Source organism: Paenibacillus cymbidii (assembly GCF_004764705.1).
GTDB lineage: Bacteria > Bacillota > Bacilli > Paenibacillales > NBRC-103111 > Paenibacillus_AN > Paenibacillus_AN cymbidii.
In genome coordinates this window covers 1-16,503 of sequence record NZ_SHLX01000052.1, presented here as the reverse complement: position 1 = coordinate 16,503, position 16,503 = coordinate 1, and the positions used below count along the sequence as shown (strand labels likewise).

Here is a 16,503-nt window from a genome sequence, read left to right as displayed (position 1 = left end):
CCGGGTCGGGCAACCAAAATAGCCAATAAAAAATGGCTTATTTGCCCGATTTGGGGTGCCTCGCGGGAAATAGCCAGTGAAAATAGGGCTTATTTGCTCCGCCAGGCCTCAAATCGGGCCTTTTAGTCGAAATAGCCAGTGATTTCACTGGCTATTTTTGCGTGGCAGCCCGTTTTTGGCGAAATAGGCAATAAAACAGGGCCTATTTCTCAGGATGTTTGATCGGAGCGGCACGAAAAGCAAATTTGTTAGTTGACGGAGGGGGGAATGCCGCGGTTTGTGCAGTGTGTTTGCTTGGCGATGGTTAAACGGGAGTCGATTTCGCCGGTTATTCGCCTGTTGCAATAAACCGAATGTGGTGTAAAATGGCGGGCCGGCGAAAAATTGCACCCGATTCGGGACTTTGCGATTTACCCTTCGGAGGCGATGTGACACGATAAAAACCGGACTACAGGGAAGGGAGGGAAGTTTGGGAACCGATTGCGTAAAGAAGCGGAACTACGATGACGGAGCGATGCCAGAAAAACCACCAATCCGGAACAGAAAAGAGGAAGATCACGTATGGGACAGACGAAACAGATCGGGGCAGTCAAGCGAAATCGAAAGCGCTTCATTCCCGTGACGATGCTGGTCGCGATGGCCGTTTACAGTCTCCTGGGATTCGCCTACGCAGGCTCCGTGTACGCGGATGCGCCGCAGGCGGAATATTACGTGGCGACAACGGGGAGCGACGCCAATCCGGGCACGCTTGCCCAGCCGTTCGCCTCCATCCAGAAGGCGAGGGATGTCATTCGCGCAACCAAGGGAACGATGACCGGGGATATTATCGTTTATATTCGCGGCGGCAACTACTACGAAGATAACAAAATCACATTTACCGACGCCGATTCGGGCAACAACAATCATACAATTATTTACAAAAATTATGCCAACGAAGAGCCGATCTTCATCGGCGGGCAGCGCATTACGAACTGGACGCTCGATTCGGGCCACATTTACAAGGCGTATGTCGGCACCTCCTGGAAGTTCCAGACGCTGACCGAAAACAACGTGCGCAGCGTCAAAGCGAGGACGCCGAACATTACGCCGGACGGCAACGCCTATTTGCGCGTGGCGGGGAGCAGCGGCCCTTCGCAGAACAAATTCGTCTACAAAGCGGGCGATTTGCCGGACGGTTTCGACATCAGCCAGGCGCAGGCCGTTATTTGGGCAGGGTCGAACTTTATCGAATCCACGGTGCCGATCGCCTCGATCGATGCGGCGACGCGATTGGTGACGCTGCAGAACAACGCGGCTTACGATATCACCGTCGGCAACCGCTATTTTATCCAGGGGTCCAAAGATTTCCTCGACTCGCCCGGCGAATTTTATCTCGATCGGGCCGCAGGCTACCTGTATTATTGGCCGATGAACAACGGCCCGATCGAAGACCAGGTCATCACCGCTCCGAAAATGACACGGCTGCTCGAGCTGAAAGGCTCTCGCATGTCGCAAACGGTCAAAAATTTGCAATTCGAAGGCCTGACCTTCAATTTGACCGATTTCACCAGCTACTATCCGTACGATACGGTGAACAGCGTGACGAACGCCAAAGAAGCCATGGTGGTCATGGAGAACGCGGAATATATTGCGTTCCAGTTCAATCAATTCCTTAACTCCGGGTACAGCTCCATCGTGATGCAGAACTATGCCCAGCATAATACGGTTTACGGCAATCATATTCAGGGAAGCGGCGCAAGCGGCGTCAAAGCCGTGAGCTACGAATTCGGCGATTACGGCCCCGAAGGCAATTTTCCCAACGCGGACGCGGCGTATATCAACAAATTCAATCTGATTTCCAACAATCTGGTGGAAAACGGCGGCCAGTTGGTCGGCCACGCGCCGGGAATCACGCTTTCTTACAGCGGGGACAACGAAGTATCCCATAACAACGTGCGGCATTTTCCGTACATCGGCATTCTGATGAGCGGCGAAGCGCTGTACGGGATGACCATGGGCAGCACCATATACGGGACGACCTTGACGATGGACAACCGGCTCGATTTCGTGTATGCCCGCAACAACCAGGTGATATACAACGACGTGTCCGACGTGCTGAAGGACGCCGAGGACGGCGGCATGATCTACAGCTGGGGCTCCGGCAAAAACAATGTGATCGCGAACAATGTGCTGCACGATACCGTCGGCGGCGTTTCCGGCAGCGACGTGGGGATTTATCTCGATTGCAGCTCCAACTTTACGACGATCCGCAACAACATCATTCATCACAACCGCAACGGCAATTTTGTTCCGAACGGGTTTTACGCTTTCCTCGTCAATGGCACGGACAACGTGTTCGACAACAACATTGTGTCCGACAATCTGATTCGCAAGGAAATCGCCGCGCTCAACTACAATCCGCAATGCGAGCAGCCGAAGAACAACACGTTTACGCACAACATCTTCAATTCGCCGCTGGGAATCACCACCTACATGTTCCGCTCCGAGCACGGCGATCCAGCCCTGGGCGTAGGGACGGCCGACAACAACGTGTTCTACCATCCGGGCGGCACGTATAACGCGGAAGACATCCCGGGCGACGATACGTTCGCCAACTGGCAGACGCTCGACAACAACAAATACGATCAGCATTCGTTCATCGGCGATCCGTTGTTCCGCAATCCGAACGGATACGACTACACGGTAGAAGCCGGTTCGCCGGCGCTGGCCAGAGGGTTCGTCAATATCGATACGTCGCAGGTCGGGCTGAAGGCGGACTTTCCGTTCCCGTACACGCCGGGGCCTACCGCGACGCCAACGCCTTCGCCAACACCTACTGCGACACCAACGCCAACGCCGACGCCAACGCCGTCCCCGAGTGCGATCGTACAGACGGAAACGTACACGCCGGTGGCGGACAGCTATGTCGAAGCGGGTACGGATGCCAATTACGGCACGGAGCAGCGGCTGATCGTTTCCAATGGCCGAAAATCGTTCCTGAAGTTCGATTATGCTCCCGATTCGCATGCGCTGGCGAACACCATGCTGAACGATCAGGCTCACTGGCTCGGTTCGACCAAGGCCAATTTGAATTTCAGCGGGGATTCGCTGACGTTGTCGGGCGAACTTGCGGCAGTTGGCTACTACGGGCAAAAATTCGGCAATGAAGCGATCACGGTCAATGTATCGGCGGAAATCGAAGACGGCATCTGGCCGGCCTTTGTGCTCCGGGGAGCCGATCCGAAGGCCAATGCGTTTACCAACGAATATTTGCTCATCTTCAACGAAAACACGTTCGAGTTCCAGGCGTACGACGAATACGGCGATATTCCGACGCGGTTGTACCAGCCGAATACGCTGCTCAAGGACAAGACGAAAGCTCTCGTGACGGTAAGCGCCGTCAATACGAGCGCGGGCGTCAAGGTGCAAGTCTGGGTGAACAATCAATTCGCGGCGGAGTTCCTCGATACGAACAACGTCAATACGGATCCCGGGTATTTCGGCATGATCGCCTGGGATAAGTCGCTCGCCATCGGCAAAGTAAGCGCCAATGTCAACAGCGCCACGCTGCGCGTGTACGGGCTCGACGATTCGACGCCGAACGCGCAAGCCGACGTATCCGCTTATGCCGTTGACGCGGACAACTGGACGGAAACCGGTATTACCGGCAACAACGCGCCCGCAAGAGGGGCAACGGCGCTCGGCCATGTCATCGTGACCGGAACGGAGAAGTATCACGAGTTTGACGTGACTTCCTTCCTCCGCAGCCAGACCGCCGGCGATCATACCGCAAGCTTCAGTCTGGAGAATACGCCGGGGCATACGGATTACGTCGACTTTTTCGCCAGGGAAGCGGGTTCGGCCATGACGCCCGAGCTGGTCGTTACAACGGAGCTTGCAACGCCTACTCCTTCGCCGACGCCAACACCGACGCCAACGCCGACGCCAACACCAACGCCAACGCCAACGCCGACACCGGCGATCTTCGGCAATCAGGTCGTGTACGGCAGCGCCGGAACGGGGCTGGCGGAAATTGCAGTAGCGGCGGGCGGCTACACGCAGGATGCCAGCTTTGCGGCCGATTTCACCGGTTACCTCAACCAGCAGCTCGCCGCTCAGCCATTGCCGCTGACCGTGACGACTCCGGGTTCCGTGGCGGCAGGGAATAAGACGATCACCCAGAACGGCAACAGCGTGGCGCTGCCGCAACAGCTGTACGCCGGCGCGGTTTCAATCGCCAACACCTACGGCGCCATGACGATCGGCGACTCGTCGACCGTCGGCAGCACCGTCGTTTACGGCGGCAGCTCCTGCCAGATCGGCGCTACGTCCAATCTCGTCATCTATGGCGATGTCGTCTGCAACGGACCGCTGACGTTCAACGGCTACATCAACGGCTTGGTCATTCACGGCAATGTGATCGCGGCGGGCGGCATTACGTTCAATTCCAGCGTAGGCAGCATGACGGTAGACGGCACGATGAGCGCGCAAGGGGCCATCGCCTTCCAGGGCGGCAACATTGCTTCAGGCTCGATCAAGGGCGACTTGATCGGCGGCGGGATCAGCTTCAAAGGGTTCAGTTCCCTGGCCGTCGACGGAAACGTCAGCAGCACCGGCGACTTTATGCCAAGCAGCGGCAACTACTCGTCGTTTGCGATCGGCAAGTCGTTATACGTGACGGGGAACTCGCAATTTTCGACGTTGGACCGGGTTTCCGTTCAAGGGGCATACTATGCCAAAGGCAATATTAACCTGCAAGGGCAAATTTCCGGCAGCGGCCTGACCGTAGGCCAATCGATGCTGGCAGGCGGCACGATCGACTTCCACGGCATCGGCGGCAACGTAACCGTCGGCAATTTCCTGGGAGCCTTGCAGCAGTTGAACTTCCATAACTATATTTCCGGGAACGTGCGGCTTGGCGGCATCGCGGCCGGGCAGATCAACATCGCCGGCAACTACGCGCCGCCGAATATTGCCGTCGTGTACAATCCGCCGACGGGCGGCTAAGCCCGGGTCGCAACCGACTGCCTTTGTCCCGCCGTTACGGGGGGCAAAGGCAGCTTGTTTTCCCCCTGCATCTTTTGCTGTCGGCGGCGAATCCTTCGTGGTACAGTTAAAGCAAACGACCATCGATCGAGGCAGGGGGATTAATTCGTGAAATGGCTGCAGAAGATCAAACGCCGAAGAAGCCTGTTCCTTACGTTTATGCTTTCCTACATGTCCGTCCTGCTGCTGCCGGTGCTGATCGGCGTGTTCCTGTTTCAACAGATTGAGGCGATGCTCGTCGCCAACTCCAACCGGACGAACATGGGGCTGCTGGAGCAGGTCAAGCTCGTTGCGGAAAACCGCTTCAACGAAATCGACAAAATGACGCTGCAAATCGCGCTCAATCCGAAGGTGCAGTGGGCGCTGAGCCATGGCGAGGACGATTTCGCCAGCCGGCAATTCGATTTTGTCGACATCATGAAGGAACTGCAAAACATTCGCAGCATCAGCAATTTCGTCGGGGAAGTGTTTCTGTACTTCAAAAACACGGAAACGGTGCTGACGACGACGGGCAAGGCGGACGCGCCGACTTTTTTCGAAAAGATGCTGCAGTACCAGGGGAAAAGCGTCGACTGGGCGATCCGCGAGGTGTTCGCCGGCGTGAGGCACCAGAGCTATTTTCCCGACAGCTTCACTACCGGCCTGAGCGGCAGCGATCCGATGTTCACTTATGTGGAATCGCTTCCGTGGGGCGAAAAAACGAACGCCAAAGGCTATTTGGCCGTACTGATCAAGGAGCGCGAGTTCGACCGGCTGATCCAATCGATTCAGGCGACGAATCAAGGCGAGATCTATATCGTCGACGCCGCCCGTCAGGTGATCGTCTCCACGGCGGAGAAGACCGGGCGGAGCGAGGAATGGCTGGCGCAGCTGGATGGCGACGCGGGCTACCGGCAGTTTCAGCAGGACGGCGAAGCGAAGATGGTTTCCTATACGTCAGGCAACAACGGATGGAAGTACATCTCCGTCGTGCCCAAACGGCTGCTGCTGGAGCAGGTGTACCGCCTGAAAGACCGCGCCGCCTTGCTGCTGCTGCTCATCTTGCTGGCGGGCGCGCTGGTGTCGTACTATTTGGCGATGCGCAACTACAACCCGATCCGCGACGTCGTCCGCACGATCCGGACCCGGGGCGACCGGGCGGACGGCGAACAAACGAACGAGCTCGATTATATCAAAATGTCGGTGATCCGCTCCTTCGAAGAGAACCACCGGCTAAGCCGGACATTGTCCGAGCAGCGGCCGGTGCTGCGGGCCAACTTTTTGCTGCGGCTGATTAAAGGGCATGTCGAAGCGGAGGCGCTGCGCGACGATTCGTTTGCGTTTATGGGCATCGCGTTCCCGCACGACCATTTCGTCATCATGATCGTTCATGTGAACGACGGCAAGGAATTTATGACCGGCGATACGGAGAAGGAATGGGCGCTGGTGCGGTTCGTGCTCGCCAATCTGAGCGCCGACTTGTTGTGGACGGCCGGCTATGTAGTCGAGCTCGACCGCAACCGGCTGGCGGTGCTGATCAACTGCGCGGAGCCGGGGGAGTCGACGGAGCGGCAGCGGAACGCTTTGGCCGAACAGGTCAGGCAGGTGGCGGTCACACGCTTCAAGCTCGACATCACGATCGGCGTCAGCGCCGTCCATCGCGGCGTCGACGCGATCGGGACCTGCTACCGGGAAGCGCATCTGGCGCTGGAATACCATATGCTTTACGGCCCCAATGTCATCATTTATTACGAGGAAACGGCGGAGCAGCAGCCGTATTATTACCATTACCCGCTCGAAACCGAAGCGCAGCTCATTAATTACGCCCGGGTCGGCGACTACGGCAACGCGGAAAGCCTGCTCGACCAAATATACGACGTGAATATTACGTCCGGCGGCATTACCCCGGAGATGGGCAAATGTTTGTTTTACGAGCTGCTGGGCACTTATGTGAAAGTGTTGAAGGGACTGGGCGCCGGCGACAAGGAGCGGCTGGAAAGCGCGGCCGAGCCGATGAAGGAGCTGGCGGGCAGCGCGACGGCCGAACAGATGCTGGCGATCGTGAAGCGGCTGTTCGGCGACTTGTGCCACGAGGCGAACAAGGAGAAGAAGGAGCACGGCGAGCAGTTGTATGCCCGCATTGCCCGCTATATCGACAAGCACTACGCGGAGAACAGCCTAAATCTGACCGCAATGGCCGATTATTTTCAACTGACGCCGCAGTATCTTTCTTCCTTCTTCAAAAAACACAGCAACGAAAACATCACCGACTACATCGCCCGCGTTCGCATCCGGGAAGCCAAGCGGCTGCTGGCCGACCGCACGCTGACGATGGCCGATATCGCCTTGCGCATCGGATACGCCAACGATGTCGGCTTCGTCCGTTTTTTCAAAAAATACGAAGGCATCACGCCCGGCAAATACCGCGACATGCTCGCTTCGTCCGCCCAGGAGTAAACCGGATAAGGCAGTTTGAAATCGGATAACGGCCATCTTGCGGCCGGATAACCGATTGTAAATCCCGGCTATGTTCGGATTGGGCCTCCCCCTGTATCGTTGGAGATGGCTTAAAGCCGATCGACCATAAGGGAAAAGGGAGGCTTACAGGATGGGAACGAAGCGAAGCAAGGCGGTTGCGGCGCTGGCGGTAACGGTGGCGCTGACCGGACAATTGGCGGCATGCAGCAAAGGCGGCCAGACCGGCAGCGAAACGTCGCCGCAAGCAAGCGGCTCGGCGCAAGCGAGCGTCAAGCCGGACGCGAACGGCACCGCGTATCCGGCCAGCATGACGTATTGGGTGCGGGGCATGCCGGGGCTGAAAAACAACGGCGAAATGGCGATGTACAAAGCAATGGAGAAAATCACCGGCACGAAGGTGGAGTTCCAGCATCCGCCGAACGGCCAGGAGACCGACCAGTTCAACCTGATGCTCGTATCGGGCAAATTGCCGGACGTCATCGACTACAACTGGCAGTCCAATTATCCGGACAAAGCGATCGCCGAAGGCAAAATCCTGCGCCTGAACGACCTGATCGACAAGTACGCGCCCAATCTGTCGCAATTGTTCAAGGACCGGCCGTATATCAAACGGGAGGTCATGAGCGCGGAAGGCAACATGTACGTGTTCCCGCTCATTGGCGACGATCCGCGGCTGACGGTATTTTGCGGGCCGATGCTGCGTGGCGACTGGCTGAAGAAGCTCAATCTGGAAGTGCCGACTACCCTGGACGAATGGGAAAAGGTGCTGACCGCCTTCCGCGACAACGATCCGAACGGCAACGGCAAGAAGGACGAAATCCCGCTGCTGTACGACGTTTCCAACATGGAATACAGCATTGCGTTTCTCGGCGCGTACGGCATTTCGTATTCGTTCTTCCAGGACGGCGGCAAAGTCAAATACGGCCCGTACGAGCCGCAGTACAAGGATTTCCTGACGCTGATGAACAAGTGGTATAAGGCGGGGCTGATCGACAAGGATTACATGACCGTGGACGACAAGCTGAAGGATGCCAAAATTACCGGCAACCAGCTTGGCGCAACGGTAGGCTGGCTCGGCGGCACGCTCGGCAAATACATGAATTTGATGAAAACGAAGGATCCGGTGTTCCAACTGGTCGGCGCCCCGTTCCCGGCGCTCGCCAAAGGCGGCAAGTCGATCGCCAACCACGATCCGATCTTCTACGGCATCGGCGCCGCCATCTCCACGTCGGCCAAGCATCCGGAGCAAATCGCCAAGTGGCTCGATTACGCTTACGGCAAGGAAGGCCATCTGCTGTACAATTTCGGCATCGAAGGCGAAAGCTATACGATGGTGAACGGCAAGCCGAAGTTTACCGATCTGATTATGAAAAACCCGAAGGGCCTGTCGGTTTCCGATGCGCTGAACCAGTACACGATCATGGGCAGCAGCGGCCCGTTCGAGTTCGACGCCGATGGCTACGAGCAATACAACACGCTGACGGAGCAGAAGGAAGCGCAGCTGAACTGGACCAAAGCGGACTTCGGCAAGCTGATGCCGACCGTCGACATGACCGCCGACGAACAGTCGCGCTTCAGCGTCATTTTCGCCGACCTGGAGACGTACCGCAAAGAAATGACGAACAAGTTCATTATGGGAGCGGAGCCGCTGGATAAATTCGACGATTATCTCAAAACACTGAAGAAGCTCGGCATCGAAGAAGCGATCAAACTCCAGCAAACCGGGTACGACCGTTACTTGAAGCGGTAAAGGCAGCCTGTTTCGTGTCGACAGAGGAAAGCGAGGAGTTCGGATGCCAGTCCAAGCGACGCCAAGCGCTCGTCAAAGTGCCAAAGCGGCAAGGAGCAACACATACGGCGCCAGGCTGCTGCGGGACTTCAGCGTCAATCGTTACGTGTATTTGATGCTGCTTCCCGTCGCGGCTTATTATGCGCTGTTTCATTACGGCCCGATGTACGGGCTGCAGATCGCCTTCAAAGCTTATACCCCCATGCGCGGCATGCTGCACAGTCCATGGGTCGGGCTGCAATATTTCGGCGAGTTTTTCCGCAGCTTCTATTTCTGGCGGCTCATCCGCAACACGCTGCTGCTCAGCTTCTACGATTTGCTGATCGGCTTTTCGGCGCCGATCGTGCTGGCGCTGCTGCTGAACGAAATTCGCAGTCTGCTGTTCAAGCGGATCGTGCAGACCGTGACATATTTGCCCTATTTTATCTCGCTGGTCGTGGTGGTCGGGATGATCGTCGATTTTCTCGCCCGGGACGGGTTGGTCAATCAGTTGCTTGCCTCGTTCGGCGGCACGGCGCAAACGGCGTATTTGCTCGAGCCCGGCTGGTTTCGCACGATCTTCATCGGTTCGGGGCTATGGCAAAATGTCGGCTGGGGCTCGATCATTTATTTGGCCGCCATCGCCGTCATCAATCCGTCGCTGTACGAAGCGGCCAAAGTCGACGGCGCGGGCCGCTGGCGCATGATGCAGCACATCACGCTGCCCGGCATGGCGCCGACGATCATCATTTTGTTCATTCTGCAAATCGGCAGCATCATGTCCGTCAACAGCGACAAAATTTTGCTGCTCTACAACACGGCGACGTACGAAACGGCGGACGTGATCGGCACCTACGTGTACCGCAAAGGGCTGCTGCAAGCCAATTTCAGCTACAGCGCCGCCATCGGGCTGTTCAATTCCGTGCTCAATTTTGCCTTGCTCGTGTCGGCCAATGCGTTCAGCAAACGAATGACCGAAACGAAGCTGTGGTAGGGGGTGGCCAAAGATGAATACGCGTTCGTTCGGAGAACGGCTCTTTGACGCTGCCAATGTTTTGTTCATGCTGCTGCTCATGTTCGCCACCCTGTATCCGTTCTGGTACGTGCTGGTGGCATCGCTCGGCGACGCCGCCTGGGTCGCGCAGCAGCGGGGGCTGATCTGGTTCCCGTCCGGGTTCAACCTGGCGGCGTACAAGGCGGTGTTCGACAACCCGTCGATTCGCAGCGGCTACATGAACACGTTGTTTATTGTCGTTGTCGGCACGAGCCTGAATTTGCTGATGACCTCGCTGGCGGCTTACGGGCTTTCGAACAACCGGGTGATGCTCGGCAAACCGCTGATGTTTCTGATCGTGTTTACGATGTTTTTTGGCGGGGGGCTGGTGCCGTATTACTTGCTCGTTACCGGCCTGGGCATGCTCGACAGTCTTTGGGCCTTGATCATTCCCGGAGCGATCGGCACGTTCAACCTGATTATTATGCGAACGGCGTTTCAGGAAATACCGCCCAGTCTGGTGGAATCGGCCAAAATCGACGGGGCGAACGATTTTACGATCCTGTTCCGGATCGTGCTGCCGCTTTCGCTGCCCGTGGTGATGGTGATGGTGCTGTTCTACGGCGTGGCGCACTGGAATTCGTGGTTCGGGGCGATCATTTTTATTCGCAGTCGCGAGTTGTATCCGCTGCAAATCATTTTGCGCGAAATCCTGATTACGAACAGCGTGGACAACATGATGGTCGGCATGACGACCAACAACAAGGTGGCGGTCAGCACGACGATCAAGTACGCCACGATTATCGTCGCGACGGGGCCGATCATGCTGCTGTACCCGTTTCTGCAGAAGTATTTTGTCAAAGGCGTGATGATCGGAGCGATCAAGGAGTAGGTGGCCAAGTGAACAAGGAGCCGTGGGAGCAAGCGACGAAATGGCGGACTAGCGAAAGGCGCGATGACGAATGGAACACTTGCAATTTTTCGATTGCCACGTGCAGTTGGGCCGGATGGGATACAAGCACCCGCTGCAGATGTGGCGGACGGACGATGTGTTGGCCGAAATGGAGCGAACCGGCATTGCCGGCGCATTGGTGCATCACGGACTCGGCAAATCGCATGCACCCTTGTTCGGCAATCAGGCGCTGCTGCCGGAGCTTGCCGCAAGCCCGCGGTTGTTCGGCTGCTGGACCGTGCTGCCGGACCAGCTCGGCGATTTTCCGTCGCCCGGCGACTTGATCGCCGGGATGCAGCGGCACGGAATCCGGGCGGCGAAACTGTACCCGCACACGCATCAGTTCGCCACCGACCGGTGGACGGTCGGCGGTTTGTTCGCGGAGCTGGCGCAAGCCGGCATGCCGCTGTTCGTCGACGCAGCCGAGCTGGACGGACTGGCCAAGGGCAGCGACTGGCAGCGGCTGGCGGACATGCTGCAGGAGTTTCCCGAATTGAACGTAATCGTGTGCGGCCTGAACTGGGGCAAGGAGCGGCGGTTGTTTCCGCTGCTGGACCGTTTCGCCAACCTGCACGTCGAGCTGTCGACGCTGCAGGCGAATGAATTCATCGAAACCGCGTACCGCCGGTTCGGCGCCGACCGGCTGCTGTTCGGCAGCGGCATGCCGTTCAAAAGTCCGGGCGCGGCCCGCGCGTTCGTCGATTACGCCCGCATCCCGGACGACGCCAAGCGCCGCATTGCCGGCGGCAACCTGGCTCGGTTGCTTGGCGTCGAACCGCCGGCGGCGGGGTACCCGGATCAGGACGAAGTGACGTATAGCGCTTCGCGCGGCTTGCCGCTGCCGATTCCGGTGCTCGATTCGCACACCCACATCATCGAGGACGGCGGCGAAACCGGCAGCGGACTGCCGATGATCGGCGGCAACGTCGACGGCATGATCGCCTTGTACCGCTCCATCGGCATCACCAAAATGTCGGTTGCCCCGTGGGTCGGCGTCAACGGCGGCGATACGGCGGCGGGCAACCGCATCGCCGAAATCGCCAGGGACCGCTACCCGGACGAAGTCGAGGCGTTCGTGCGCATCGATCCCAACTACGGAGAGGACGTCGAGGCGGAAGCGCGGAAATGGCATATGGAGAAAGGCTTTCGCGGGATGAAGCCGTACTATTACAATGAACACATCCCGTATACGGATCCGGTTTATGCGCCGTGGTGGAAGGTGGGCAACAGCTTGCGGCTGTACGCGCTGGTCGACCCTGCGCTGCAGTCGGACGAACAGTTTATGGAGCAAATCGATACGCTGGCTACGTTGTATCCGGAAGTGAGCATTTTTATGGATCATGGCGGGAGGTCGTTTGACATCGCCGTCAAGTATGCGCAGGTGGCGAAGAAGCATCCCCACGTTTCGATCCAGTTGACGTATACGTCGGTGACGCTGGGGGCGATCGAATACCTGGTGAAGGAAGTAGGCGCCGGCAAAGTGCTGTTTGGCACCGATTCGTCGATGCGCGACCCGCGCCCCCAGCTCGGCTGGCTCGCTTACGCCAACATTTCGCCCGAGGCGAAACGGGCGATATTCGGCGGCAATTTTGCCGCGATTTTGCGGCGGTGCCGCGTGTAGGGCGGGAGGCGGCGGGGACTGGCGGGATAGCGGAGGCGAAGACAAGCGAGACATTGGCGGGCGCTGAACGGCAGGGTGAATGGGCGGTAGATCGCGGGGTGGCCTGCGGAAAAGAGGGATCGGATGAAACTGTTTCTGATGACGGATATGGAAGGCGTATGCGGCGTTGTGAATCACGACATTTGGGTAACGCCGGAAGGACGGTATTATGAAGAGGGCAAAAAACTGCTGACGCTGGAAATCAACGCGGCGGTCGAAGGCTTTTACGCCGCTGGAGCGACGGAAATCCTTGTCGTGGACGCGCACGGATACGGGGGGATCAACAACCTGCTCCTCGACGAACGCGTCAAATATTTGCGCGGCCCGTTGCCGACCCCCTACCCGTATATGCTGGACGCTTCGTTCGATGCGATCGCCTGGATCGGCCAGCATGCCAAGGCGGGAACCGAATACGCGCACATGGCGCATACCGGGTGGTTCAACACGATCGATTACCGCATCAACGATATATCCGTCGGCGAGTTCGGCCAGGTGGCGATGTGCGGCGCTTTTCTCGGAGTGAGGTCGATTTTCGGCTCGGGCGATGCGGCCTTCGTGCAGGAAGCGACCGCGCTGGTTGACGGGTTCGAGGCGGTAACCGTCAAGTGGGGCATTATGCCGGGCAGCGGCGACGAATGCGATACGGAGCAGTACAAGGAGCGGAACAATGGTGCGATCCATCTGCATCCCGAGCAGGCGCGCCGGCTCATTCGAGCCGGGGCGGAGCGGGCGCTGCGCCGGTTCCGCGACGATCGTGGGCAGTTTGCGCTGCTGCCGGTGCAGCCGCCGTTCCGGAAGGAAGTGCATTATCGCCGCAATGGCGAACAGCCGGCTCGCGTGCTGCGGTCCGAGCATCAAGGCAACCTGATCGACTTGCTGAACAGTTATAAGTGAAGCGCTAGCCAGTTCGCCGCTCCAAACCGCGCCATGTCACGAAAATAGGCCATAAAAAATGGCCTATTCGTGCCATTTCAGGCGGTCCGGCGGAAATAGCCAGCGAAAACATGGCCTATTTTGCTGATTCAGCTCCCAAAAGGAGGTTTTCTAGCGAATAGCCAGTGTTTTCGCTGGCTATTTTGTTGTTGCCTGCTTTTTTTAAAGAAATAGGCCATAAAACATGGCCTATTCGTGGCGGTCGGCTGCGAGTTGCTGTCTCCCTCCGCTATGCCTCCCCCGCTCCCCACCCGATTAACCAGATAGATGCCCAAACCGATCAACGCGCCGCCACAAGCGACATTCCAACTCACCCGTTCGCCGAGCAGCACCCAACTGGACAACACGCCATAGAGGGGCACAAGAAACAGAAACGAGCTCGTTTTCGCCGGATCGCCATGGCGGAGCAGGAAGAACCAGAGCATGAATTGGACGATCGAGCAGACGACGACCAACCACAGCAAAATGGCGACAAAAGCGGGAGTGACCGCGAGATGCGGCGTTTCGGCGATCGCGCTGAGCGCCAGCAGTCCCGCCCCGCCGGCGAGCATCTGGTAGGCGGCCAGCACGTTCATGTCGAAAGCGGGGCCCCACCGCTTGAGCAGCAGTGTGGATACAGCGAAGAAGAAGGCGCCCGTCAAGCCGATGAACGTGCCGGTCTGGATGCCAAGCCGCAATCCGAAGCTGACAGCGATACCGGCCAGGCCGACCGCTACGCCGAGCCACTGTCCGGCGCGGTATTTTGCCCCTGTGAACAGCGTGCCGAGCACGATTACCAGCAGCGGATTGGCACAGGTGATGATCGCCGATTCGCCGGAGGTGATCCAGTGCATGCTATAGTAGGCGCAGCCCATAACACCGGCGGACTGGAGCATGCCGACCAGCGCCGCCTGAACCCATTGCCGGCCGCGCGGCTGCGGCTTGCGGGCGACGATAAGCGCCAGCAGACCGCCTGCCAGCGTGAAGCGCAAGCCCATCAGCAGGAATGGCGGCGAGTAGGCGAGTCCCATTTTGCCGACGGGGAACGCGACTCCCATAATCAAAGTCGTAAGCAGAACGAGTGAGATATATTTCCTTGCCGGCATGCCGCTCATCGTATCCCCTCCCGCAGTGGCTTCATGGTGATTGCCGAGTAAGGCTATTGTAGCGGAGGGGCGGTGTTATGTATAATGATTGTTACTGATAATTGATATCTGAAAAAGTGATGGCTGAAATGGGGCGAATCGTTCATGGAGAGCGCGGAACTGCGCATGTTTCAGATGGTGGCCAAGGAAGGGTCGATTACGAAGGCGGCCGAACGGCTCGGTTACGTGCAGTCCAACGTGACCGCACGCGTTCGCCAGTTGGAGGCGGAGTTGGGTACGACGCTGTTCGTTCGGCATAATCGCGGTATGCTGCTGTCCGCCAGCGGCAAAACGCTGCTCGCCTACGCCGACAAAATCATCGGCATGCTGGACGAAGCGACGCATGCGTTGTCCGCCGGGAGCGAACCGGTCGGGCAGCTGCAGATCGGCTCGACGCAGTCTGCCGCTGCGGTGCGGCTGCCGCGGTTGTTGACCGCCTACTACGGGCGCTATCCGCGGGTGCTGCTGTCGCTGACGACCGGCACGACACAGAGCTTGCAGGACAAGGTGCTGCGTTACGAACTGGACGGCGCTTTCGTCGGCCACCGGCATGAGCATCCGGAGCTTCAGACGTATGCCGCTTTCGACGAAGAGCTGGTCGTCGTTTCCGCACCGACCGTTCTTACGCTCGAAGAGGCGGCGGCGAAGCCGATTCTCGTGCTGAGCGCCGGCTGCTCCTATCGCGACGTGCTCGTACGTTGGCTGGATGCGGGCGGCTATTCGCAGCCGCTGATCATGGAATTCGGCACGCTCGAGGCGGTGATCGGCGGCGTGTCGGCCGGTCTCGGCATTTCGCTGCTGCCGCGCTCTGTCGCCGACAAGCCGGAAGCGGACGGCTTGCTGCGCACTCTTGCGCTTCCGCTCGAGCTGAGCCGCATGGAGACGACGTTCATCGTGCGCAAGGAATCGCACGCAAGCGGCGCGCTCGCCGCGTTTATCCGGCTGCTGGAGGAAGCCGGAAAGGTGGGCTGAGGGGCGCAGTCTCTGCGAAAGTCGCATCCCATGCGGGATGTGTGGATTGAAATTCCAATGTTTCCCGAATGCGCCGCGGGCGATGTGGACGAAGGTAGGAGATACCGTCTCCAGGGTGTAGTATGGCGTCAGCAGTTTGTGATCATGTGGGAGAATGCGCAAGATGGCCGGCGTGAACAGGATGCTGTCCATTGAATTGTCTTGTTGAGGTGCTTCACCGAATGTTAAACGCAGCTCAAGTGGTGGAACAGTCCGCCCGCCAAAGCTCCGTTGCAAGGCTGAAAACGAGGCAGTCGATTTCTTGTGAGCAACGTCAGATTCGCCCAAAATGCAGCTGCAATGGCGCTCGGACGAATGGTTTCAGCGGCTAACGGTTCGTACAGGTCTTATTCGGTAGAAATCGGCCCGTTTGCAAATCTAACGGATCTCACAGTCGTTATTTGACGAAAATTCGATTAAAATCGGGTAAAATCAGCAAATAAGCTCACTACGTTCCGTCCCTCGTATTTAAGGGTATTTCTCACGAATGCTCAGCCATTCGCAGGATTTCATCGATTTTAATGTCAGATACAGCGGTGGAATGGTAGGACGCTGGGCCGTCGGTGGCGCGTTCGGGCA

Annotated in this window: 9 protein-coding genes; 8 read left to right on the top strand and 1 reads right to left on the bottom strand. The window is 58.0% G+C overall.

Annotation, left to right across the window (positions count from 1 at the left end):
- Nucleotides 1-561 precede the first annotated feature (561 nt).
- From EXY20_RS37020 to EXY20_RS36990, 7 genes are all read left to right on the top strand, one after another.
- Nucleotides 562-4,986, top strand: coding sequence for a CBM96 family carbohydrate-binding protein (locus EXY20_RS37020; protein ID WP_135557471.1), 4,425 nt, complete (start codon nt 562-564; stop codon nt 4,984-4,986).
- 147 nt (nt 4,987-5,133) lie between these two features.
- A complete protein-coding gene (locus EXY20_RS37015) occupies nt 5,134-7,461 on the top strand; it encodes a helix-turn-helix domain-containing protein (protein ID WP_135557470.1) in 2,328 nt (775 codons plus the stop codon).
- 151 nt (nt 7,462-7,612) lie between these two features.
- Nucleotides 7,613-9,232, top strand: coding sequence for an extracellular solute-binding protein (locus EXY20_RS37010; protein WP_135557469.1), 1,620 nt, complete (start codon nt 7,613-7,615; stop codon nt 9,230-9,232).
- Between the two features lie 43 nt (nt 9,233-9,275).
- On the top strand, nt 9,276-10,244 hold the full coding sequence (locus EXY20_RS37005; protein ID WP_135557468.1) for an ABC transporter permease: 969 nt from the start codon (nt 9,276-9,278) through the stop codon (nt 10,242-10,244).
- Nucleotides 10,245-10,257: 13 nt separating this feature from the next.
- Nucleotides 10,258-11,136, top strand: a complete 879-nt coding sequence (locus tag EXY20_RS37000) for a carbohydrate ABC transporter permease (protein WP_135557467.1) — start codon at nt 10,258-10,260, stop codon at nt 11,134-11,136.
- A gap of 70 nt (nt 11,137-11,206) precedes the next feature.
- The gene (locus tag EXY20_RS36995; RefSeq protein ID WP_135557466.1) at nt 11,207-12,817 is read left to right on the top strand and encodes an amidohydrolase family protein; all 1,611 of its coding nucleotides are present in this window, start codon (nt 11,207-11,209) and stop codon (nt 12,815-12,817) included.
- A 123-nt stretch (nt 12,818-12,940) separates the two neighbouring features.
- Nucleotides 12,941-13,750, top strand: a complete 810-nt coding sequence (locus tag EXY20_RS36990; RefSeq protein WP_135557465.1) for a M55 family metallopeptidase — start codon at nt 12,941-12,943, stop codon at nt 13,748-13,750.
- Nucleotides 13,751-13,878: 128 nt separating this feature from the next.
- Here EXY20_RS36990 and EXY20_RS36985 read toward each other — a convergent pair whose 3' ends face one another.
- On the bottom strand, nt 13,879-14,883 hold the full coding sequence (locus EXY20_RS36985) for a DMT family transporter (protein WP_328592624.1): 1,005 nt from the start codon (nt 14,881-14,883) through the stop codon (nt 13,879-13,881).
- Between the two features lie 135 nt (nt 14,884-15,018).
- Here EXY20_RS36985 and EXY20_RS36980 point away from each other — a divergent pair, with 135 nt between their 5' ends.
- A complete protein-coding gene (locus EXY20_RS36980; RefSeq protein ID WP_135557464.1) occupies nt 15,019-15,885 on the top strand; it encodes a LysR family transcriptional regulator in 867 nt (288 codons plus the stop codon).
- Nucleotides 15,886-16,503: the final 618 nt, after the last annotated feature.